This is a genomic window from Rhodanobacter sp. IGA1.0 (genome assembly GCF_040208325.1).
Taxonomy (GTDB): Bacteria; Pseudomonadota; Gammaproteobacteria; order Xanthomonadales; family Rhodanobacteraceae; genus Rhodanobacter; species Rhodanobacter spathiphylli.
Window position 1 is genome coordinate 2,061,922 of record NZ_CP157948.1, and the last position, 22,139, is coordinate 2,084,060.

Annotated in this window: 18 protein-coding genes; 11 read left to right on the top strand and 7 right to left on the bottom strand. The window is 66.4% G+C overall.

All coding sequences use genetic code 11. The annotated features are described in order from the left end of the window. The first annotated feature begins 148 nt into the window (after window positions 1-148). The 3 genes from ABNK63_RS09225 to typA all read left to right on the top strand — a co-directional run bounded on the left by ABNK63_RS09225 (window position 149) and on the right by typA (window position 4,380). Window positions 149-1,546: a GntP family permease gene (locus ABNK63_RS09225; RefSeq protein WP_350015451.1), complete on the top strand. Its 1,398-nt coding sequence runs from the start codon at window positions 149-151 to the stop codon at window positions 1,544-1,546. Window positions 1,547-1,686: 140 nt separating this feature from the next. After that, a complete protein-coding gene (locus ABNK63_RS09230) occupies window positions 1,687-2,385 on the top strand; it encodes a lipase (RefSeq protein ID WP_007809049.1) in 699 nt (232 codons plus the stop codon). Window positions 2,386-2,553: 168 nt separating this feature from the next. Then, window positions 2,554-4,380, top strand: coding sequence for a translational GTPase TypA (gene typA / locus ABNK63_RS09235; RefSeq protein WP_007809051.1), 1,827 nt, complete (start codon window positions 2,554-2,556; stop codon window positions 4,378-4,380). Window positions 4,381-4,456: 76 nt separating this feature from the next. Here the strand turns inward: typA and ABNK63_RS09240 are convergent, their stop codons facing one another. After that, on the bottom strand, window positions 4,457-5,392 hold the full coding sequence (locus ABNK63_RS09240) for a LysR family transcriptional regulator (protein ID WP_007809053.1): 936 nt from the start codon (window positions 5,390-5,392) through the stop codon (window positions 4,457-4,459). A gap of 263 nt (window positions 5,393-5,655) precedes the next feature. Between ABNK63_RS09240 and acnA the strand changes: the two genes are divergently transcribed. Next, a complete protein-coding gene (acnA, locus tag ABNK63_RS09245; RefSeq protein ID WP_007809055.1) occupies window positions 5,656-8,397 on the top strand; it encodes an aconitate hydratase AcnA in 2,742 nt (913 codons plus the stop codon). Between the two features lie 77 nt (window positions 8,398-8,474). Here the strand turns inward: acnA and ABNK63_RS09250 are convergent, their stop codons facing one another. After that, window positions 8,475-8,921 carry a hypothetical protein gene (locus ABNK63_RS09250; RefSeq protein WP_350015452.1) on the bottom strand — a complete coding sequence of 149 codons (447 nt, stop codon included), beginning with the start codon at window positions 8,919-8,921 and terminating at the stop codon, window positions 8,475-8,477. Window positions 8,922-9,061: 140 nt separating this feature from the next. Here ABNK63_RS09250 and ABNK63_RS09255 point away from each other — a divergent pair, with 140 nt between their 5' ends. Continuing rightward, window positions 9,062-10,744: a long-chain-fatty-acid--CoA ligase gene (locus ABNK63_RS09255; protein ID WP_350015453.1), complete on the top strand. Its 1,683-nt coding sequence runs from the start codon at window positions 9,062-9,064 to the stop codon at window positions 10,742-10,744. A gap of 80 nt (window positions 10,745-10,824) precedes the next feature. Here ABNK63_RS09255 and ABNK63_RS09260 read toward each other — a convergent pair whose 3' ends face one another. Beyond that, window positions 10,825-11,187: a PilZ domain-containing protein gene (locus tag ABNK63_RS09260; protein WP_040673455.1), complete on the bottom strand. Its 363-nt coding sequence runs from the start codon at window positions 11,185-11,187 to the stop codon at window positions 10,825-10,827. 998 nt (window positions 11,188-12,185) lie between these two features. Between ABNK63_RS09260 and ABNK63_RS09265 the strand changes: the two genes are divergently transcribed. From ABNK63_RS09265 to arsC, 4 genes are read left to right on the top strand one after another with little or no spacing between them, the layout of a single operon-like run. Beyond that, the gene (locus ABNK63_RS09265; protein WP_350017204.1) at window positions 12,186-13,037 is read left to right on the top strand and encodes a ScpA family protein; all 852 of its coding nucleotides are present in this window, start codon (window positions 12,186-12,188) and stop codon (window positions 13,035-13,037) included. Window positions 13,038-13,086: 49 nt separating this feature from the next. After that, entirely contained in the window at window positions 13,087-13,959 is an 873-nt protein-coding gene (scpB, locus tag ABNK63_RS09270; RefSeq protein ID WP_007809065.1) for an SMC-Scp complex subunit ScpB, read from the top strand. Next, entirely contained in the window at window positions 13,956-15,494 is a 1,539-nt protein-coding gene (locus ABNK63_RS09275; RefSeq protein ID WP_007809066.1) for a pseudouridine synthase, read from the top strand. Before scpB ends, ABNK63_RS09275 begins: the two co-directional genes overlap by 4 nt. A gap of 10 nt (window positions 15,495-15,504) precedes the next feature. Continuing rightward, a complete protein-coding gene (gene arsC, locus ABNK63_RS09280) occupies window positions 15,505-15,849 on the top strand; it encodes an arsenate reductase (glutaredoxin) (protein WP_007809068.1) in 345 nt (114 codons plus the stop codon). Window positions 15,850-15,927: 78 nt separating this feature from the next. Here arsC and ABNK63_RS09285 read toward each other — a convergent pair whose 3' ends face one another. From ABNK63_RS09285 to ABNK63_RS09295, 3 genes are read right to left on the bottom strand one after another with little or no spacing between them, the layout of a single operon-like run. Further along, window positions 15,928-16,734 carry an amidohydrolase gene (locus tag ABNK63_RS09285; RefSeq protein WP_350015454.1) on the bottom strand — a complete coding sequence of 269 codons (807 nt, stop codon included), beginning with the start codon at window positions 16,732-16,734 and terminating at the stop codon, window positions 15,928-15,930. Beyond that, complete coding sequence (locus ABNK63_RS09290) at window positions 16,731-17,873, bottom strand: pyridoxal phosphate-dependent aminotransferase (RefSeq protein ID WP_350015455.1); 1,143 nt, start codon at window positions 17,871-17,873, stop codon at window positions 16,731-16,733. Before ABNK63_RS09290 ends, ABNK63_RS09285 begins: the two co-directional genes overlap by 4 nt. Window positions 17,874-17,919: 46 nt before the next feature. Further along, window positions 17,920-18,894: a LysR substrate-binding domain-containing protein gene (locus ABNK63_RS09295; RefSeq protein ID WP_040673457.1), complete on the bottom strand. Its 975-nt coding sequence runs from the start codon at window positions 18,892-18,894 to the stop codon at window positions 17,920-17,922. 174 nt (window positions 18,895-19,068) lie between these two features. On the opposite strand from ABNK63_RS09295, the gene ABNK63_RS09300 reads away from it, so the two are divergent. Then, window positions 19,069-20,736: an amidohydrolase gene (locus tag ABNK63_RS09300; protein WP_350015456.1), complete on the top strand. Its 1,668-nt coding sequence runs from the start codon at window positions 19,069-19,071 to the stop codon at window positions 20,734-20,736. Between the two features lie 51 nt (window positions 20,737-20,787). Here ABNK63_RS09300 and ABNK63_RS09305 read toward each other — a convergent pair whose 3' ends face one another. Further along, complete coding sequence (locus ABNK63_RS09305; protein WP_040673459.1) at window positions 20,788-21,573, bottom strand: SDR family oxidoreductase; 786 nt, start codon at window positions 21,571-21,573, stop codon at window positions 20,788-20,790. Window positions 21,574-21,797: 224 nt separating this feature from the next. On the opposite strand from ABNK63_RS09305, the gene ABNK63_RS09310 reads away from it, so the two are divergent. Next, window positions 21,798-22,139 carry a hypothetical protein gene (locus ABNK63_RS09310; RefSeq protein ID WP_007809079.1) on the top strand — a complete coding sequence of 114 codons (342 nt, stop codon included), beginning with the start codon at window positions 21,798-21,800 and terminating at the stop codon, window positions 22,137-22,139.

The following is a 22,139-nucleotide window of genomic DNA, read 5'->3' on the forward strand; positions in this document are numbered from 1 at the left end:
GTGAATGCATCGCTCGCGCGAATGCTGATGAGGGGAGCTTAGGTGGGCCTTGCCGCAGCAACACTTGTACCTTCGTACAGTGCCCGCATGGCCGGTGCTTCGGGATACTCGGCGCCTGTCGTTAGGGCTGAAACGGGGAGATTCACGGATGGCGTTCCTGATCGTGCTGGCCGCGCTGTGCTTCCTGATGTTCGCGGCGTACCGCGGCTACAGCGTGATCCTGTTCGCGCCGATCGCTGCGCTGGGCGCGGTGCTGCTGACCGATCCGTCGCTGGTCGCGCCGATGTTCACCGGCCTGTTCATGGACAAGATGGTCGGCTTCCTCAAGCTGTATTTCCCGGTGTTCATGCTGGGCGCGGTGTTCGGCAAGCTGATCGAGCTGTCCGGCTTTTCCAAATCGATCGTGGCCGCGACCATCGGCCTGGTCGGGCGCAGCCGCGCGGTGCTCTCGATCGTGCTGGTCTGCGCGCTGCTGACCTACGGTGGCGTGTCGCTGTTCGTGGTGGTGTTCGCGGTGTACCCGTTCGCCGCAGAACTCTTTCGCCAGTCGGACATTCCCAAGCGGCTGATCCCCGGCACCATCGCGCTGGGCGCGTTCACCTTCACCATGGATTCTCTGCCGGGCACGCCGCAGATCCAGAACATCATTCCCACCTCGTTTTTCGGCACCAACACCTGGGCCGCACCGTGGCTGGGAACGATCGGCGGCGTGTTCATCCTGATCGTGGGCCTGAGCTATCTGGACTGGCGTCGGCGCAAGGCCGCCGCGGCCGGCGAAGGCTACGGCGACAACCTGCTCAACGAGCCGGAACCCTTCGAAGCCGCGCGGTTGCCGCATCCGCTGCTCGCCCTGCTGCCGCTGGTGCTGGTCGGCGCGTGCAACAAGCTGTTCACCGACCTGATCCCGCGCGTCTATGGCGAAACCCAGTCGTTCCTGCCCGGCGTGGTCGGCGACGCGAAACCGGTGGTGCAGGAAGTGTCGAAAGTGGCCGCGATCTGGGCGGTCGAGGGCGCCCTGCTGGTCGGCATTGTGTGCGTGCTGGTGTTCGCCTGGCGCGCGGTGACGGGGCGGCTGGCCGCAGGCAGCCAGGCGGCAGTCGGCGGCGCCTTGCTGGCCTCGATGAACACGGCATCCGAATACGGCTTCGGTGCGGTGATCGCCGCCCTGCCCGGCTTCAAGCTGGTGGCCGACGCTCTGCACACGATCCCGAATCCGCTGGTCAATGAAGCGGTCACCGTCACCGCGCTGGCCGGCATCACCGGCTCGGCCTCCGGCGGCATGAGCATCGCGCTGGGGGCGATGGCCGATACCTTCATCGCCAACGCGAACGCCGCCGGCATCCCGATGGAAGTGCTGCACCGGATCGCCGCGATGGCCTCCGGCGGCATGGACACCCTGCCCCACAACGGCGCGGTGATCACCCTGCTGGCGGTGACCGGACTGACCCATCGGCAGGCCTACAAGGACATCTTCGCGATCACCTTGATCAAGACTCTGGCGGTGCTGGTGGTGATCGCGGCGCACTACTTCCTCGGCGTGGTCTAGACCACCACCCGAACGACGTCGCCTCCCCCGACCGGTGTTGCCGGTTGCCGACGCCGACCGATCCGGGGCCGCCTGCATGCGGGCGGCTCCTTCCGTTCCGCGCGAGCGGGACTGTCGTGAAGCAAAGGGAGACATGAGCGATGTCGATCAAGACGTATGGACTGGGCCTGCTGGCCGTCCTGCTGTTCCTGCCCGCGCTGTCTGCGCGGGCCACCTGCCATGACACCGTGGTGCTGGTGCACGGCAATACCGGCAGCCCCGCCGATTTCCAGAACACCTACGACCGGCTGCGCCAGCAGGGCTGGAGCGACGCGCAGATCGTTGCGCCAGCCTGGGGCAACGCCTACTGCGCCGCCTGCAACGACCACAGCGGCAGCGAGGAGACCCCGGTAAGGAACGCGATCAGCAGCGCCATCGCCGGCTCCTGCAGCGGGCATATCGACGTGATCGGCCATTCGATGGGCGTGACCCTGGCGATGCGCGAGATCGACAGGCTCGGCGTGGCCGGCAAGGTCGACGTGTTCATCGGCATCGCCGGCGCGGTGCACGGGCTGTGGTCGTGCGGCATGTATCCATGGAACGTGGCCACCGCCACCTGCGGCGCGCAGGGCCTGTCCGTGGGCAGCCCGCTGCTGCAGGGCATGGCCGGGCACCGGTTCGGAACGCATATGTACTCGCTGAAATCGTGGGGCGACGAGATCAACTGCTACGGCAGCTGCCTCGTCTATGGCGTGCATACCTCGACGATCCCCGGCGAGGATTACAGCTTCGACTATCCCTACGGCCACTATCAGCTGCTGTGGCTGACCGCCGCCGACCAGGTGAGTCTGCTGGAGTGAGGTGCTGGCGGGTGGCCGACCACGGCCACCCGCCCCAGCGGCGGGCATCGCGCCCCTGAATGCCCTGTTCAACGAAAACGGGCAAGTTGCCGCATAAATCCGTATAATCGACGGGTTAACCCTCTGATAACCCACGTGGTGGCTCCAAGCGCCACCCGAGTCGATCCCATGTCCATCGAAAATCTGCGCAACATCGCCATCGTCGCCCACGTCGATCACGGCAAGACCACCCTCGTCGATTGCCTGCTCAAACAGTCCGGCACGCTCAACGAGCGCACCGTGCTGGCCGAGCGCGTGATGGACTCGAACGACCAGGAGAAGGAGCGCGGCATCACCATCCTGGCGAAGAACACCGCCATCACCTGGCAGGGCAACCGCATCAACATCGTCGACACGCCGGGACATGCGGACTTCGGCGGCGAGGTGGAGCGCGTGCTGTCGATGGTCGACTCGGTGCTGATCCTGGTCGACGCGATGGACGGCCCGATGCCGCAGACCCGCTTCGTGACGCAGAAGGCGTTCGCGATGGGCTTCAAGCCGATCGTGGTGATCAACAAGGTCGACCGTCCCGGCTCGCGCCCCGAGTGGGTGGTGGAACAGGTCTGGGACCTGTTTGATCGCCTGGGCGCCACGCCGGAGCAGATGGATTTCCCGATCGTCTACGCCTCGGCCCTGAACGGCTACGCCAGCCTCGACGAGAACGTGCGCGAAGGCGACATGACCCCGCTGTACGAAGCGATCATGCAGCACGTCAGCAAGCCGGACGTGGACCCGGAAGGCGCGTTCCAGATGCGCATCAGCCAGCTCGACTACAGCAGCTTCGTCGGCGTGATCGGCATCGGCCGCATCCAGCGCGGCACCCTGAAGAAGGGCATGCCGGTCAGCGTGGTCGACCGCCACGGCAAGAAGCGCCAGGGCAAGGTGATGCAGGTGCTGGGCTTCCTCGGCCTGGAGCGGATCGAGCAGGACAGCGCCGAGGCCGGTGACATCGTGGCCATCTCGGGCATCGCCGAACTGACCATCTCCGACACCGTCTGCGCGCTGGACACCCCCGAGGCGCTGCCCGCGCTGACCGTCGACGAGCCGACGATCTCGATGACCTTCCAGGTCAACAATTCGCCTTTCGCCGGCAACAAGGACCTCTCCGGCGGCAAGTTCCTGACCAGCCGCCAGCTGCGCGACCGCCTGGAGCGCGAGCAGGTGCACAACGTGGCGCTGAAGGTCGAGGAAGGCTCGGACGCCGACAAGTTCCTGGTCTCCGGCCGCGGCGAACTGCACCTGTCGGTGCTGATCGAGAACATGCGTCGCGAAGGCTACGAGCTGGCCGTGTCGCGCCCGGAAGTCATCATCAAGGAAATCGACGGCCAGAAGATGGAGCCGATCGAACAGCTGGTGGTCGACGTGGAGGAGATCCACCAGGGTGCCGTGATGGAGCGCCTTGGCGTGCGCAAGGGCCAGCTGAAGAACATGGAGCCGGACGGCAAGGGTCGCGTGCGCCTGGATTACGAGATCCCGGCGCGCGGCCTGATCGGCTTCCAGAACCAGTTCAAGACCCTGACCCAGGGTTCGGGTCTGCTGTTCCACGTGTTCGACCATTACGGTCCGAAGGAAGACGGCCAGATCGCCAAGCGCCTCAACGGCGTGATGATCGCCAACGCCGGCGGCACCACCCCCGCCTACTCGCTGGGGCCGCTGCAGGATCGCGGCAAGCTGTTCGCGGCCGAAGGCGACAACGTGTATGAAGGCCAGCTGGTCGGCATCCACGCCAAGGACAACGACCTCACCGTCAACGTGATCAAGCCCAAGCCGCTGACCAACATGCGCGCCTCCGGCAAGGACGACGCGATCCAGCTGACCCCGGCGATCAAGTTCACCCTGGAACAGGCACTGGACTTCATCGACGACGACGAGCTGGTCGAGATCACCCCGAAGGAAATCCGCCTGCGCAAGAAGCACCTCACCGAGAACGACCGCAAGCGCGCTTCGCGCGGTTGAGTTGCCGGGTGAATGAGTGAACAGAAGGCCGCCGCAAGGCGGCCTTCTGCGTTCGTGCCTCGCCTGAACCGGTATCTCAGGCCTTGCTGCCGCGCACCCGCAAACCCGGCCGTTGCCGCGCCAGCTTGCGCAGCAATTCGGCGAATGCCTGCAGGTCGTCGTGCCAGGGCGAGGCGTCGCGCCAGTACAGGGCGATCTCGCGGCCGCTCGCGGGGCCTTTCAAGGTCGCCAGCGCGATGTTCGGCATCGAGGCCAATCGTTCGCGAGCCAGCGCCGGCACCAGCGCGTAGCCACCACGCAGGCTGACCAGGGCGGCCAGGCTTTCCAGGCTGACGTCCTGCACATGACCGTGTTCGCTGCCTTCGCAATGCAGGCCGTCGGCGTGGCTCTCGGCCATCAGCGTGGCCTCGGCCGGGTCGAGCTGGGTCATCGCGATGTCCCGCTGCCCGGCCAGCGGGTGGTCGGCGCGCAGCATCAGTTCCCACGGCTCGAAGAACAGCGGGCGTGATGCGATGCCGCTGACCGTCGCGGTCGGCGGCGCCAGCACCGCATCGAGCTCACCTTCGCTGAGGCGACGCAGCAGGCCGCGCGGCTTGCCTTCGGAGATGCCCAGCCGCGCACCGGGAAAATGCTGCGGGAACGGCGCGATCAGGTGCGGCAGAAGATACGGTCCCAGCGAGGCGGGCACGCCGAGGCGCAGCTCGCCGCCGAAGGCGACTTCGCCGGCGCGGGCGACCTGCTGCAGGTGTTCGGCCGCAGCCAGCACCGCGTCGATCTGCTGCAGCAGCCGCTGGCCGCCCGCGGTAGGCACGATCTTTCGCCCGCCGCGCTCGAACAGCGGCGCACCCAGCGCCTGTTCCACCTTCTGCACCTGGTGCGACAGGCCGGACGGACTGATGTGCATCGCCCGCGCCGCGCTGTTGAAACTGCCGTGGCGATGCACCGCCTGCACCAGCGCGAGGTCGCGCAGCGAGACAGCCGCCAGGCCCATCGAAATCATCGAATGCTGCATGTGATCAAAGGCGTTTGCTTGCGGTGATCATCGGGGCCATCCTGTGCGGTGAAGTGCGGCCACGCGCCGTTCGCGCAGTGTACTTGGCGGCATGAGCCAAAAGGCGTCAGACCGGCCATGTCATCCCGTCCAGGTCGCTTGTCCGGTTCGCGGAGATGCGGGGTTTGCGCGATAATTGCGTTTTTTACCGGACTGGTGGACCCCACGCGCCGTCCGGCGTCGTTCAGTCGTCCCAGCCGCAGGATTCAGCCAGGAGCTTCCCCATGAAAGATACCTTTTCCGCACGCGACACCCTCGAGGTCAATGGCAAGCAGTACGCCTTTGCCAGCCTGGCCAAGCTCGGTCAGCGCTTCGACCTGAAGCGGCTGCCGTACTCGATGAAGATCCTGCTGGAAAACCTGCTGCGCCACGAGGATGGCGTGGACGTGACCTCGAAGGAAATCGAAGCGGTCGCCAACTGGGACGCGAAGAAGGAGCCGGATACCGAAATCTCCTTCATGCCGGCGCGCGTGCTGCTGCAGGACTTCACCGGCGTGCCGTGCGTGGTCGACCTGGCGGCGATGCGCGACGCGATGAAGGCGCTGGGTGGTGACCCGACCCTGATCAACCCGCTGTCGCCGGCCGAGCTGGTCATCGACCACTCGGTGCAGGTCGACGTGTTCGGCAGCGAGGACGCGCTGGAAAAGAACGTCGCGATCGAATTCGAGCGCAACCAGGCCCGCTACAGCTTCCTGCGCTGGGGCCAGAAAGCGCTGGCCGACTTCAAGGTGGTGCCGCCGCGCACCGGCATCGTGCACCAGGTGAACCTGGAGCACCTGGCCCGCGTGGTGATGGCCAATGAAGTCGACGGCCAGCAGTGGGCCTATCCGGACACCGTGTTCGGCACCGACTCGCACACCACCATGGTCAACGGCCTGGGCGTGCTGGGCTGGGGCGTGGGCGGCATCGAGGCCGAGGCCGCGATGCTGGGCCAGCCCTCTTCCATGCTGATTCCGCAGGTGGTTGGCTTCAAGCTGTCCGGTCGCCTGCCCGAAGGCGCCACCGCCACCGACCTGGTGCTGACCGTGACGCAGATGCTGCGCAAGCAGGGCGTGGTCGGCAAGTTCGTCGAGTTCTTCGGCCCGGGCCTGCAGCACCTGGCGCTGGCTGATCGCGCCACCATCGGCAACATGGCGCCGGAGTACGGCGCCACCTGCGGCATCTTTCCGGTCGACGCGGAATCGCTGCGCTACCTGCGCCTGTCCGGCCGCAGCGACGAGCAGGTCGCCCTGGTCGAGGCGTACGCCAAGGCCCAGGGCCTGTGGCACGACGAGAACAGTGTGCACGCCGATTTCAGCGCCACGCTGGAACTGGACCTGGCCGACGTCAAGCCGTCGATGGCCGGTCCGAAGCGTCCGCAGGACCGCGTGCTGCTGACCGACGTCAAGCAGAGCTACAACGACAATCTCGGCGCCACCACCATCAAGCGCAACGGTGCCGAAGCCCGCTTCGCCAATGAAGGCGGCGACACCGCCGTCGGTCACGACCAGAGCGAGAGCGCACCGGGTCAGCACGTGTCGATGAACGGCCAGGACTTCCGCGTCGGCGACGGCTCGGTGGTGATCGCCGCGATCACCTCGTGCACCAACACCTCCAACCCCGCCGTGATGCTGGCCGCGGGCCTGGTCGCGAAGAAGGCCGCCGCGCGGGGCCTGAAGGCCAAGCCGTGGGTGAAGACCTCGCTGGCCCCCGGCTCCAAGGTCGTCACCGACTATCTGGAAAAGACCGGCCTGCTGACCGAGCTCGAGAAGACCGGCTTCTACCTGGTCGGCTACGGCTGCACCACCTGCATCGGCAACTCGGGTCCCTTGCCGCAGGAAATCAGCCAGGCGATCAGTGCCGGCGACCTCACCGTCGGTGCGGTGATTTCCGGCAACCGCAACTTCGAAGGCCGCGTGCACGCCGAAGTGAAGATGAACTACCTGGCCTCGCCGCCGCTGGTGGTCGCCTACGCGCTGGCGGGCTCGCTCGACATCAACCTCACCACCGAGCCGCTGGGCCAGGGCTCGGACGGCAAGGACGTGTTCCTCAAGGACGTCTGGCCGACCAATCAGGAAATCAGTGACCTGCTGGCCAGCGCGGTCACCTCGGACATGTTCAAGAAGAACTACGCCGACGTGTTCAAGGGTGACGAGCGCTGGAACGCGATCGCCTCGCCGGACGGTGCGCTGTACGCGTGGGACGAAGCGTCCACCTACATCAAGAACCCGCCCTACTTCGACGGCATGACCATGGAAGTGGGCAAGGTCGAAGACATCCACGCTGCGCGCTGCCTGGGCCTGTTCGGCGACTCGATCACCACCGACCACATCTCGCCGGCCGGTTCGATCAAGAAGGATTCGCCCGCCGGCCGTTTCCTGATCTCGCGGGGCGTGCAGCCGATCGACTTCAACTCCTATGGCTCGCGTCGCGGCAACGACGACGTGATGGTCCGCGGCACCTTCGCCAACATCCGCATCAAGAACCAGATGCTGGATGGCGTCGAGGGCGGCCTCACCCGTCATGTGCCCAGCGGCGAACAGCTGGCGATCTACGACGCGGCGATGAAGTACAAGGAAGCAGGCACCCCGCTGGTGGTCATCGCCGGCAAGGAATACGGCACGGGTTCCTCGCGTGACTGGGCGGCCAAGGGCACCTTGCTGCTGGGCGTGAAGGCCGTGATCACCGAGAGCTTCGAGCGCATCCACCGCTCCAACCTGGTCGGCATGGGCGTGCTGCCGCTGCAGTTCAAGGATGGCGAAAGCGCCAAGTCGCTGGGCCTGACCGGCAACGAAAGTTTCGACATCACCGGTCTGGACAACGGCAATGCCCGCGAGGCCACGGTAGTGGCTACCGCCGCCGACGGCAGCAGGAAGCAGTTCAGCGTGCACGTGATGCTGCTGACCCCGAAGGAGCGCGACTTCTTCCGTCACGGCGGCATCCTGCAGTACGTGCTGCGTCAGCTGGCGGGCAAGAAGGCCGCCTGAGTCCAGGCGTGACTCCCTGCAACGGCAAGACCGCCCCGGATTCCGGGGCGGTCTTGCATCAGCTCATCGGAAGATCGTCAGAGCGCATGCTTCCAGCTTGCCGTGTAGCAGCGCCATTCGCCGTCTTCCTGGCGCCATGCGGATTCGACCTGGTACAGACCCATCCGGTCCGGCAGCAACTTGCCGCCACTGGTCAGGGTGACGGTGAACGTGGCCACCATGCGCTCGCCACGCTGCTCGATCGAGACCGGCCCCATGGTCACCCCGACGTGCTCCCCTCGCAGCGCCAGCAGGCGGACCATCGATGTCAGGCTGCGCCGGTCCAGCTCGCCACCGTTGCCGTCGAAGTCCTCGCTGATCGGCTTGCCGAGATCACCGGCCGAGCCCGCCTCCGCCGCCGCGGCGACGGCAGCAATCGCAGCCCTCACCCGCGCCTCGTCGGAGTCGTGTCGACAGGCCACCAGAGCCAGCGCGAACACCACGCAGGCAAGCCCGCGGCAAAGCATCTTTCTCGTCATCATCATCGGGCTACTCGTTGCAGTGCGGCTTGCCGCTGTACGCGGGCGTATGCTCAAATCACCCGACGCATGATCCATGATGGATGCAAGCCGATCCCGATTCCATCATCTGATCCATCGTCCTCGACCAACAGGGAATCCCAAGCATGAGCAATGAGCGTCCGTGGCTGGAGCAGTATCCGGCCGGCGTGTCCGGGCAGATCGACGTCAGTCAGTACGCTTCGGTTCCTGCGGTGCTGGAAGAGGCCTTCGCCGCCTTCAGTGATCGCCCGGCGTTCGCCAGCTTCGGCCGCCAGCTCAGCTATGGCCAGATCGATGCGATGAGCCGCCAGTTCGCCGGTTACCTCACCGGCGTGCTCAAGCTGGGCAAGGGCGATCGCATCGCCATCATGATGCCCAACGTGCTGCAGTATCCGATTGCCCTGTTCGGCGCCTTGCGCGCGGGCCTGATCGTGGTCAACACCAACCCGATGTACACCGCGCGGGAACTGAAGCACCAGCTGGAGGACTCCGGCGCCAAGGCCATCCTGGTGCTGGACAACTTCGCCCACACCCTGCAACAGGTGGTGGCGGAAACCGGGGTGCAGCATGTCATCACCACCGGCATCGGCGACCTGCTCGGCTTTCCCAAGGGTGCGCTGATCAACTTCGTGCTGAAGCACGTGAAGAAGATGGTGCCGGCCTACGACCTGCCGCAGGCCGTGCGCTTCCGCGATGCCCTGGCTCGCGGCGCGGCGCATCCGCTGCAGGCCGTCGCGCTGGGGCACGGCGACATCGCGTTCCTGCAATACACCGGCGGCACCACCGGCGTGGCCAAGGGTGCCATGCTGACCCACGGCAACATGATCGCCAACATGCTGCAGGCCAGCGAATGGATCGGCGGCAGCGCCAAGCCCGGCGAAGAGGTGATCATCACCGCCTTGCCGCTGTATCACATCTTCTCGCTGACCGCGAACGGCCTGGTCTTCATGCGCCTTGGCGGATTGAACTGGCTGATCACCAATCCGCGCGACATGCCGGGGTTCGTGAAGGAACTTCGCAAGTCCGGTTTTACCGCGTTGACCGGCGTCAACACGCTGTTCAACGGCCTGCTCAACACGCCCGGTTTCGCCGAGCTGGATTTCTCGAAGCTGCACCTCACCCTCGGCGGCGGCATGGCCGTGCAACGCGCCGTGGCCGAACGCTGGAAGAAGACCACCGGCTGCACGCTGGCCGAGGCTTATGGTCTGACCGAGACTTCGCCGGCGGTCTGCATCAACCCGCTGGACCTGAAGGAATACAACGGCTCGATCGGCCTGCCGGTGCCGTCCACCGATGTCGCCATCTGGTCGGACGAGGGACAGCCACTGCCCGTCGGCGAAGTGGGCGAACTGATGGTGCGCGGCCCGCAGGTGATGAAGGGCTACTGGCAGCGCCCGGAAGAGACCGACAAGGTGCTTGGCGCGGACGGCTGGCTGCACACCGGCGACATCGCCAGGATGGACGAGCACGGCTACTTCTACATTGTCGATCGCAAGAAGGACATGATCCTGGTGTCCGGCTTCAACGTCTACCCGAACGAGGTTGAAGACGTGGTGATGGAGCATCCGGGCGTGCTCGAGGTCGCCGCAGTCGGCGTTGCCGACGAACATTCGGGCGAGGTGGTGAAACTGTTCGTGGTGCGCAAGGACCCGCAACTGACCGAGGAAGCGCTCAGGCAGTTCTGCCACGACCGCCTCACCGGCTACAAGCGGCCGCGCCAGATCGAATTCCGCACCGAATTGCCCAAGAGCAACGTGGGCAAGATTCTCCGCCGCGAATTGCGCGACGAGAAGAAACCCGCCGCCTGATTCCTGCTTCGCGAACAGAAACGCCCGCCTGGATCAGGCGGGCGTTGTCGTTTGCATGATGCGCGGGGACGCCGTGCGCGTCAGCCGTCCTTCCAGTATTCGAGGATGTCGGCGTAGCCGCCCAGCAGGTTCCACAGCGGGACCTGCTTGTCCTCGGGAATCCGGCTGTACGAAAAACCGATGTGATGGTCGGAGATGCGGACGACCGCGGCCTCCAGGTGAATGTGCAGGTTGTGACCGAAGATCATGTCGAGCACCCAGCTCTGACCCACCTCTCCCGACCACCCCAGCGGGCGGCGCAGCAAGGCGCCGGTCGCCGATATGTCCACCAGCTCCGTCGGGTGCGACTCGCCATGACGACTCATCAGCACCGTCGTCTCGATCTGCATGCGCGCCGGACGCAATTGCTCCGGTCCGCCTTGTCCATTCTTGTCGGTCGCCATCAGTTCCACCATCCGTTTGTGCTTGCGCCTGCTGTTGCTCTTGTTTTCCGCAAACGCCGTTTCGCGTTCATCCTGAATTCGTCGTGCCGCTTCCTGTGGGACGACGCAACCACGCAACGATTGCACCAGTCGAACTGTTCGAAAGCAACCACCGTGCCAGCCCAATCCCGATCGATCCCTCCGCCGCCACCAGCCCCGATGCACGGGAAAAACAGCAGGAAACAGCGAGCCGGCGCCACGATGTGGCGTTCTTCCAACTCGCCACGCCCGGGCAACCGCCGTTGAACCTTTCGCGTCATGTCGGCGAGCGCATCAGGCCTGACGCAGGCTGACCGCTAGCCGACGCATTAGGTCACATGGCGCCCTCGCCTTTCCAGGCAACCCGCTGCGCAGGCACAATCAGGATATTGTGCCTGCCTGCAGCCATGCTGTGAAAGCGGCCACTTGCCCGTCAGGTCCTGCCCGTTCCAACAGTCATGCCTGCCTGCGCTGGACTTGACGCTGGCCAGCCGCTACTCTTGCACCACGCATGGCACCACGGAACCTGCTCGCGCGAGCGACAGCGGCGCGCCTTGGCTTCCATTCGAAGGCTTTCGACCCGACCGGTGAAATGGCGCGATCTGATCCGCCGTCATCGGTCAGGCGCAGCTGATGTGGCTGACAACCCTCAGTTGGCGCGATTGGTCGCTGGCGACCTGCCTGACCGAACCACCAACGCGTGGCTTCATCATGCCCGTCGCGACGAGTGCGTACGCCACGCCTCGATTTGTGTGATTGACGAACGCAGCACCGGGAATGCCGCCTAACCGCCGTGTTCCGAGTACGGACATCCGCATGTCGCGACGGCATGTGAATGACTCCGATCCCGTAGAACGTACTGCCAGCCGCCGAAAGCGGCCCCATGACATGCATTGATGAGCACTGAGCCCGTCGTCGAGCCGCAGAGTCCGGTACCTGCAACGCAGGACGCCTTCGCGTCGGTGCCGCAGCAGCAGGAAATGCCGCTGGCCATCGTGCGCGGCGAGCCGATGCTGCAGATGCCACAGGATCTGTACATCCCGCCGGATGCGCTGGAAGTCATCCTGGAGTCGTTCGAGGGTCCGCTGGATCTGCTGCTGTACCTGATCCGCCGGCAGAACCTGGACATCCTTGACATCCCGGTTGCCGAGATCACCCGGCAGTACATGAGTTACATCGAGCTGATGCGCGATGTCATGCGGCTGGAGCTGGCCGCCGAATACCTGCTGATGGCCGCGATCCTGGCCGAGATCAAGTCGCGGCTGCTGCTGCCGCGACCGCCGACCGAGGAAGGCCTGGAAGAGGATCCCCGCGCCGAACTGGTACGGCGATTGCAGGAGTACGAACGATTCAAGCGGGCCGCCGAGGACATCGAGGCGCTGCCGCGGCAGGAACGCGACAGCGTGGTGGTCCACGCCGACGTGGGTGAGCGCAACGTCATCAAGTTGCCGCCGCCCCTGGAGCTGACCGAGCTGTTGCTGGCACTGAAGGACGTGATGCACCGGGCCGAACTGTTCGGGCACCACGCGATCAAGCGCGAGGCGCTCAGCGTGCGCCAGCGCATGGGCGAACTGCTGAGCCGGCTCGACGACAGCAGCTTCCACCGCTTCGAGAGCCTGTTCGACATCAGCGAGGGACGGCTCGGCATCGTGGTGACCTTCCTGGCGATGCTGGAGCTGGCCAAGGAGATGCTGGTCGAGATCGTGCAGGAAGAACCGCTGGCGCCGATCTACGTGAAGGCGAAGACGAGCCACATCGAGGAAGCCGCCGAATTGCCGCTGGATGCAGCACAAGACGGCGAGCCGGCCGTGATCGAGGCATCCGGCGAATGAACGACACCCTTTGAACGACAGCGACCGAAACGGCATCCGACCCAAGGTTATGCAGATCGAGCAACTCAAATCCATCATCGAGGCCGCCCTGCTGGCCTCCACCCAGCCGATGACCGTGCAGCAGCTGGGCGACCTGTTCGTCGAGGCCGACGAGGTCACGCGCGAGCTGATCGCCCGGGCGCTGGAGTCGCTGGCCGGGGACTGTGACGGCCGCGGGGTCGAGCTGAAGGAAGTGGCATCGGGGTTCCGCTACCAGGTGCGCCAGGACGTGCATCCGTGGATCTCGCGGATGTGGACCGAGCGGCCGAGCCGCTACTCGCGTGCGCTGCTGGAAACGCTGGCGCTGATCGCCTACCGCCAGCCGATCACCCGGCCCGAGATCGAGCAGATCCGTGGCGTGGTGGTGTCCTCCAACATCATCAAGACGATGGAGGAGCGCGAGTGGATTCGCGTGGTGGGCTACCGCGACGTGCCCGGCAAGCCGGCGCTGTTCGGCACCACCCGCGCCTTTCTCGACTACTTCAACCTGAAATCGCTGGACCAGTTGCCGCCGCTGTCGGAAATCCGCGACATGGAAGACCCGCAGATGCGCTTCGAGCCTGAACCGCTGCCCGCCCGCGTCGCACGCGATCTGCCGATCGACCCGGACGAAGAAGCTCCGGAAAACAGCAGCCCGGACAACGACGGCGCGATCGACGACGAACACGAACACCCGGTATCCGCCGACGTCGCGGATACCGGCCACAGCGACACCACGGCCGACGCCGATGCGCCGACCACGACACCCGAGGCCGTCGAGCCTGGCCCCGAATCGGGCCCACTTGCCGACCAACCGATTGCCACTGCCGACGAGGCAGCGAACCCCGCCGCGGATGCCGACACCGGCTCCGCCAGCCAAGATACCGAGGAGTACCGCGCATGACTGCGCCGCAAAAATCCGTTTTGTCCCTGAAGCGCGAACCGCGCATCGACACCGACGCACCCGCACTGGAAGAGCGCCTGCACAAGGTGCTGGCGAACGCCGGCCTGGGCTCGCGCCGCATGCTGGAGCAACGCATCCAGTCCGGCGAAGTCGAGCTCAACGGCGCCCCCGCCGAGATCGGCATGAGCGTGAAGGCCGGTGACCGCGTGGTCATGGACGGCAAGCAGTTCGTCGTGGCCACCGACAGCCGCGACGACGCCGAGGTGCTGATCTACCACAAGCCCGAAGGCGTGCTGACCACCCGCGACGATCCCGAAGGCCGCCCCAACGTGTTCGAACAGCTGCCGCGCCTGAAGGGTGCGCGCTGGGTCGCGGTGGGTCGTCTCGACATCAACACCACCGGCCTGCTGCTGCTGACCACCGACGGCGAACTGGCCAACGGACTGATGCATCCCAAGAGCGGCCTCGAGCGCGAATACCTCTGCCGCGTGCATGGTGAAGTGCCTGACGAGATCATCGAGCGGCTGAAGGCCGGCGTGGAGCTGGAAGACGGTCCCGCCCGCTTCGACGAGATCGCGGTGATCAGTCGCGGCGGCAGCCACAGCTGGTTCCGCGTGGTGATCCGCGAAGGCCGCAACCGCGAAGTGCGCCGGCTGTGGGACTCGCAGGGCTTCCTGGTCAGCCGCCTGAAGCGCATCCGCTACGGCAAGATCGAACTGCCGCGCAACCTGCGTCGTGGCGAATGCGAAGCGCTGGACGCCGAAAGCGTCAAGCAGCTGCGCCAGACCACCGGCCTGGGTGCGGCGCAGCCGGTGCTCACGCTGAGTCCGGTGCTGCACCAGCGTCGCGCCAGCCGCAGCGTCACCGAATATCGTCCCGAACGCGGCGCCGGCACGGCCTGGACCGGCGGCCAGGACGAAGCACGCGAACTGCGCGCCTACGACCGCATCCGCGAGGAACCGGTCCGCGGCCGCAAGCCGCCGCGGCGTGACGGCCGGGAAGTGAACGGCAATGTGGCGCGCCCCGAGCGTGGCGCGGGCGGTGGCGCCCGAGGCGGCAAGAGTCGCCGTGTGGCGCCGGGGCAGGAACTGCCCTCGGTGCGCACCTGGTTCGCCGGCGAAAGTCGCGACGGCGGTGCCGGTCGCCCCGGTGCACCGCGCGGCAATGCCGGCGCCCCGGGCAATCGTCGCCCGGCCGGTGGCAAGCCGTTCGGCGCACGTTCCGCGGGTGAAGGCCGCAGCGCAGGCGCTGCCGGTCCGTACAGCGGTTTCGGCGGCGAATCACGGGGCAACAGTGCAGGAGGCAATCGCGCTCCGGGCAATCGTGGTCCGCGTCCGCAGGGACAGGGACAGGCCCAGGGCAACCGTTCGCATGGCAACCAGGCACGCCCGCAAGGACAGGGCGGCAATCGCCCCCAGGGTTCCGGTCGACCGCAGGGTCAGGGCGGCAACCGTCCGCACGGCGGCGCGCGGCCCGCGGGCTCCGGCGGTGGACGTCCGCCAGGCCGCGGCGGCAACCGCTCGGGCAATCGCTGAGGCCTGACCGATGGTGCGGATCTATCACAACAGCCGCTGTTCGAAATCGCGCGCCACGCTGGCGCTGCTGCAGGAACGCGGCGCCGACGTCGAGGTGGTCAACTACCTCGACACGCCGCCGACCGCCGCCGAGCTTTCGACCCTGCTGCAGCAACTGGGGATGACCCCACGCCAGTTGCTGCGCCAGGGCGAGGACGATTACCAGGCGCTGGGTCTGGACCATCCCTCGCTTGACGACCAGGCCCTGATCGCCGCGATGGTCGCGCACCCGAAACTGATCGAGCGACCGATCGTGGTCGCCAACGGCAAGGCGGCGCTCGGCCGTCCGCCCGAGGCCGTGCTGGCGATACTCTGAGCCGTCGCCGACCCATCGAGAAAAGCCGCCTTCGAGGCGGCTTTTTGTTGTCCGGCGAACGACGATGCGGCGCGTCGGTCAACCCGGGTCGAGCGAGAACGCGTCGGCATCCATCCATGCCGGGAAGCGTTCGCGATGGGCCAGCAGCGGTGCCGGGTCCAGCGTGATCATCACCACCTGCTCCTGCGCACCCAGTTCCACCAGCGGTTCGCCGACCGGATCGAGTACCGCGCTGTCGCCGGCATACGGGATCTCGTTGCCGTCCACGCCGACCCGGTTCACCCCGACCACGTAGCTGAGGTTCTCGATCGCGCGGGCGCGCAGCAAGGTGCGCCACGGCTGCCGGCGCGGTGACGGCCAGTTCGCCACGAACACGGCCAGATCGTAGTCCATGCCGCCGGTAGCGGTCGCCAGCCGGCGGTTGCGCAACCACACCGGGAAACGCAGGTCGTAGCAGACCTGCGGCAGGACGCGCCAACCCTTCAGCTCCACGATCAGCCGCTGGTTGCCGCCGCCGTAGCGGGTATGCTCGCCGGCCATGCGGAACAGGTGGCGCTTGTCGTACTGCTGGAAGCTGCCGTCCGGCTGCATCCACAACAGGCGGTTGTAGACCACGCCATCCTCGCGGATCGCCAGGCTGCCGCAGACCACCGCGCCGACCTCGATCGCCAGCGCGCGCAGCCAGGCCACGCCCTCGCCATCCATGCTGTCGGCACTGGCCTGGATGTCGTTGCTGAAACCGGACAGGAACGTCTCCGGCAGCACGATCAGGTCGCTGCCCCTGGCCTGGCGCACCAGCGTGCCGTAGTAGTCGCGATTGGCCGGCGCGTCGTGCCAGCGGGTGGCGCCCTGCACCAGCGAAACCTGCAGTGGCTGCATGCTCATAGCTTGCACAGGCGCTCCGCCGCCGCTTCCATGGTGGCGTCGCTCTTGGCAAAACACAGGCGCAGCAATCGCGTTCCCGGCGCCTGTTCGTAGAACGGCGTCAGCGGGATCGCCGCCACCCCGCCCTGCTCGACCAGCCAGCGGCTGACGCTGAGGTCGTCCCCGTCGCGGATCGCCGAGTAGTCGACCAGCTGGAAATAGCCGCCCGGCACGTCGAGCAGCTTGAACCGCGACGGCGCCAGCAGTGCACGGAAACGGTCGCGCTTGGCCTGGTAGAACGCCGGCAATTCCAGGTAGTGCTGCGGCGTGCTGGCCATGAATTCGGCGAACGCCACCTGCGCCGGATGGAAGGTGCAGAAGGTGAGGTATTGATGCACCTTGCGGAACTCGGCGGTCAGCGCCGCCGGTGCCACCGCGTAGCCGACCTTCCAGCCGGTGCAGTGATAGGTCTTGCCGAAGGAGGACACCACGAAGCTGCGCTCGGCCAGTTCCGGATGGCGCAGCACGCTTTCGTGCTGGGCGCCGTCGTAGACGATGTGCTCGTAGACCTCGTCGGACAGCACCACGATCGCCGTGTCGCGCACGATCGCGGCCAGCTCGTCCAGGTCCGCGGCCGACAACACCGCACCGGACGGATTGTGCGGGGTGTTGATCAAGATCATGCGGGTCTTCGGCGTCACCGCATCGCGCACGCGCTGCCAGTCGATCGAGAATGCCGGCACGGTCAGCGGGATGTGCACCGCGCACGCGCCCTGCAGGTCGATCGCCGGCTCGTAGCAGTCGTAGGCCGGATCGAACACGATCACTTCCTCGCCCGCGCGCACCGTGGCGGCGATCGCCGCGAAGATCGCCTCGGTGGCGCCGGAGGTCACCGTGATGTCGGTATCGACGTTGAGCTTGCGGCCGTACAGGCGCTCGGTCTTCAGCGCGATCTGCTCGCGCAGCGCCGCGGTGCCGTGCATCGGCGCGTACTGGTTGCGGCCGTCGTTCATCGCGTGGTTCAGCGCGTCGCGCAATGCCTGCGGCGGCTCGAAGTCGGGAAAACCCTGGCCCAGGTTCACCGCCTTGTGCTCCAGCGCGAGCTGGCTCATCACGCTGAAGATGGTGGTGCCGACTTTCGGAAGCTTGGTTTCGATCATTGTCATTCGGCCGTATGGATGTCCATAAAGGTTCAAGCGTAGCGCATCAGGACTTCGGCAGTGCATCCAGCGGGCGCTGCTTGCACTGCTCGTGCTTGAGCAGCGTGGTGACCGGCAGGCGCTCGGCCAGGAAATCCACCAGCGCCCGCACGCCGGGCAGCATGCCGCGCCGGCTGGGGTAGACGAAATGCATGGTGCCCTCGGGCATGCTCCAGTCCGGCAGCACCACTTCGAGGTCGCCCGCCGTGATCGCCGGCGCGCAGACGAACTCCGGCAGCAACGCCACGCCCATGCCGCGGCGGGCGGCTTCCAGCAACACGGCGAAATCGCCGGTGATCAGGCGTGCATGCACCTCCACGTTGACCTGGGCGCCGCCCGCGTCGATCAGCTCCCACGTCTGCGCGCCTTCGTGCTCGCGCATCGACAACGCCGGCAGCCGGGCCAGCTCGTCCGGCGAGGTCGGCCGCCCCTGCGCCTTCAGCAATGCCGGACTGGCGACCAGCTTGGTGCGGGAGTTGCCAAAACTGCGCACCACCAGGTTCGCATCCGTATCCAGCTTGTTGCGCACGCGGATCGCCAGGTCGTAGCCCTCGCCGATCACGTCGACCCGCCGATCGCTGGAAAGCAGGCGCACCTGCATCTTCGGATACTGCGCCAGGAATTCGGGCAGCAGGTAGGCCAGCACCGTCTGGGTCAGGGACACCGGGCAACTCAGGCGCACCACGCCACGCGGCTCGGCACGCAACTCGTCCACCGCATCCTGGGCGGCCTGCGCCTCTTCCAGCACGGCGCGGCAGTGCGCGTAGAAGCGCTCGCCCACCTCGGTCACCACGAAGCGCCGGGTGGTCCGCTGGAGCAGACGCACGCCGAGCCGTTCCTCCAGCTGGGCGACCCGCTTGCTGAGACGCGATTTCGGCACACCCAGGGCGCGGCCGGCGGCGGAGAAACCGGCGTGCTCCACCACGGCGGCAAAGAAGTAAAGGTCGTTGAGGTCCTGCAGGGCGCCGCTCAATACGGTCATCGTCGTTTCCATTTGGGGACGATTGATCAGAAAGGTCACATCCACCGTCAGATTGTTCCGAATATAGCCGCTTTGCATCGACGGTCAATCGAGTCGCAGCGGTTTGCTCGCGGTGGAAAAAACGGGCCGGGGCAGACACACTGGGCCTCGCCCATCCGTCATCGGACCCCGCCCATGATCCGTTCGCTCCGCTTCTCCCTGCTGGCCCTGCTGGTGCTGGCACCGGCGGCTTCGGCCGCCGATCTGCTGGTCAGCAACGTCAACGGCTACACCCTCGACAGCCATGGCAGGCTGCAGCACTTCCAGGCCTTGCTGGTGGACCAGGGCAAGGTCGTCGCCACCGGCACCAGCGCCGACCTGATCAAGCGCGCCGGTGGCGCGAAGGTCGTCGACGGCCACGGCAAGACCCTGCTGCCGGGGCTGATCGACGCTCACGGTCACGTGCTCGAACTCGGCTACGCCCGCAACAGCGTGGATCTCAGCACCACGAAATCGCTGGACGAAGCGCTGGCGAAAGTGAAGGCGTACGCGGCGGCCCATCCCGACGCGACCTGGATACGCGGTGGTGGCTGGAACCAGGAAATCTGGAAGCTGGGGCGTTTCCCCACCGCGCAGGAGCTCGACGCCGTGGTGTCCGACCGACCGGTATGGCTGAGCCGCATCGATGGTCACGCTGCATGGGCGAACTCGGCGGCGATCAAGCTGGCCGGCGTCGGCAAGACCACCCGGGAACCCAGTGGCGGACGCATTGAGCGCGACGCCCACGGCAACCCGTCCGGCGTCTTCGTCGATGGCGCCGTGGACCTGGTCAACGCCGTGGTGCCGGCATTGACCCAGCAGGACCGGATCGAGGCGCTGGACACCGCGCTGGCCGAGATGGCCAGCGTCGGGCTTACCGGGATCAGCGATGCAGGCATCGATCTGGAGAACTACCAGCTGTATCGGCAGTACGCCGACGCGCACAAGCTCACCGCGCGCATCTACGCGATGATCCGCGACACCGGCGAGGCCTTCGACGCGATCAGCAAGGACGGCCCGCTGATCAGCTACGGCAACGACTTCCTCACCGTGCGCGCGGTCAAGCTGTTCGCCGACGGCGCGCTGGGCAGCCGCGGCGCGGCGATGCTGAAGCCCTACTCCGACGATCCGCACAACAACGGCCTGCTGTTCCTGCCGCCGGCGGTGATGACTTCGAAAATCGAGAAGGCCTTCGGCAAGGGCTACCAGGTCGGCATCCATGCCATCGGCGACCACGCCAACCGCGAGGTGCTGGACAGCTTCGCCGCCGCCTACAAGACCCATCCGGAGGCGGTCGCCCTGCGCAACCGCGTCGAACATGCGCAGATCGTTTCGATGCAGGACATCCCGCGCTTCGTGAGCCTGCACCTGATCGCCTCGATGCAGCCCACCCATGCCACCTCGGACATGAACATGGCCGAGGACCGGATCGGCCACGAGCGCATCAAGGGTGCCTATGCCTGGCAGAGTTTCCTCAAGCAGGGCACCGTGATCGCCGCCGGCTCGGACTTCCCAGTGGAATCGCCCGATCCGTTCTACGGGTTGTATTCGGCGGTGACCCGCGAAGACCATCAGGGTCAGCCCCCGGGTGGCTGGTACCCGCAGCAGGACCTGAGCCTGACCGAGGCCTTGCGTGCATTCACCCTGGACGCGGCCTACGCCGAGCATGCCGAGAAAACCCTGGGCACGCTGGAACCGGGCAAGTGGGCCGACTTCATCCTGATCGATCACGACGTGATGAAGGATCCTTCCAGCAAGATCTGGAACACGAAAGTGTTGCAGACCTGGGTCGGCGGCAAGCAGGTCTACGTCGCCAGGGACTGACCACCGGCCCGCAAGGGCCGGCATCCGTGTCGGCCCTTGCCGTGGTGGCGCTCAGATCGTCGAGGTCTTGCCGCCATCCATCGGGATGATGGCGCCGGTGACATAACTGGCCCGCACCGAGGCGAGGAAAACCGCGACGTCGGCAATCTCGGCGGGCTCGGCCATGCGCCCCAGTGGAATGCCGGCCAGCTGACTGGCCAGCACCGCCTCGCGCGCTTGCCCGCTGGCCCGCACCGCAGCCGCCAGTCCTTCGTCAACGCGACCGGTACGGGTTATGCCCGGGTTGATGGCATTCACCCGCACGCCCTTGGCCGCGTAGGCATTGGCATAGCCCACTGTGGCCAGCATCAGGGCGGCATTCGCCGAACCGCCACCGATGTGCTGCGGATTGGCCTGGCGGCCACCCTGCCCGATCACGTTGACGATGCTTCCCGTGCCGCGCGCCGCCATCGCACGAATCACCGGATCGATCGCGTGCATGTAGCTGAGGTACTTCGCCTGCATCGCCGCGAGCACGGCGGTCGCGTCCAGTTCGTCCGGCGGCGTGCGCCGGGCGGCGCCCGCGCAATTGACCAGTACGTCGATGGGCCCGTGGTCGTTGACGATGCGTTCCATCACCAGTTGCGCCGCCACGCTGTCCTTGAGATCCGCCGGGTCGACATCCATGGCCAGGCCCAGCGACGCCAGTTGCTCCTGCGCGACACGCAGGTTGGCCGGATCGCGGGAAACGCCGATCACGCTGGCGCCTTCGCGGGCGAAGGCGATCGCACAGGCCAGCCCGATGCCCTTGCTCGCGCCGGTGACGACGACGATGCGACCAGCCAGTTCAAGCTCCACGTCCACCTCCGGATTGAAGCCAGGTATTGAAGCACGAAGCCGGCGCAGCGCGGGCCAACGGCGCAACCGCCTCCGCCGGATGGACGTGACGTCCCGCCCGGACGCCAAGGGGGACCCCTGCCATCAGTCATGTTGCCAATTCGGCTTCAGCCTATTGACCGTCCGAAAGTCGGTGTTATAGTTCACTACAACACCACCCAACGAGGTCACCAAGGAGGCCCGTCATGAAAGCGCACAACCTGATCGCCAGCGCCGCCGCCGTCCTGCTCACCGTCGCGAGCCTGAGCGTCGTCAACTACAACGTCGACAGCCAGCCGGCCGCAGCTGCCCAGCAGGGCGCCGCCCGCGTCACCAACCTGGCACCGGTCCAGGTTCGCCCCAGCGCGGCGGAAATGCGCAGCGCGGCCCTGCTGCCCGGCAACGACACCGCCGCCATCGGCACGATGTCGGTACTGGGCAACCTGGGCGAGTCTGGCACCTCGGGGCAGTTCAGCCTGCTCGGGTCGCAACTGGCCATGCCCTACTATTCGTTCGGCAACAAATTCGGTCGCATCAGCAAGGAATAA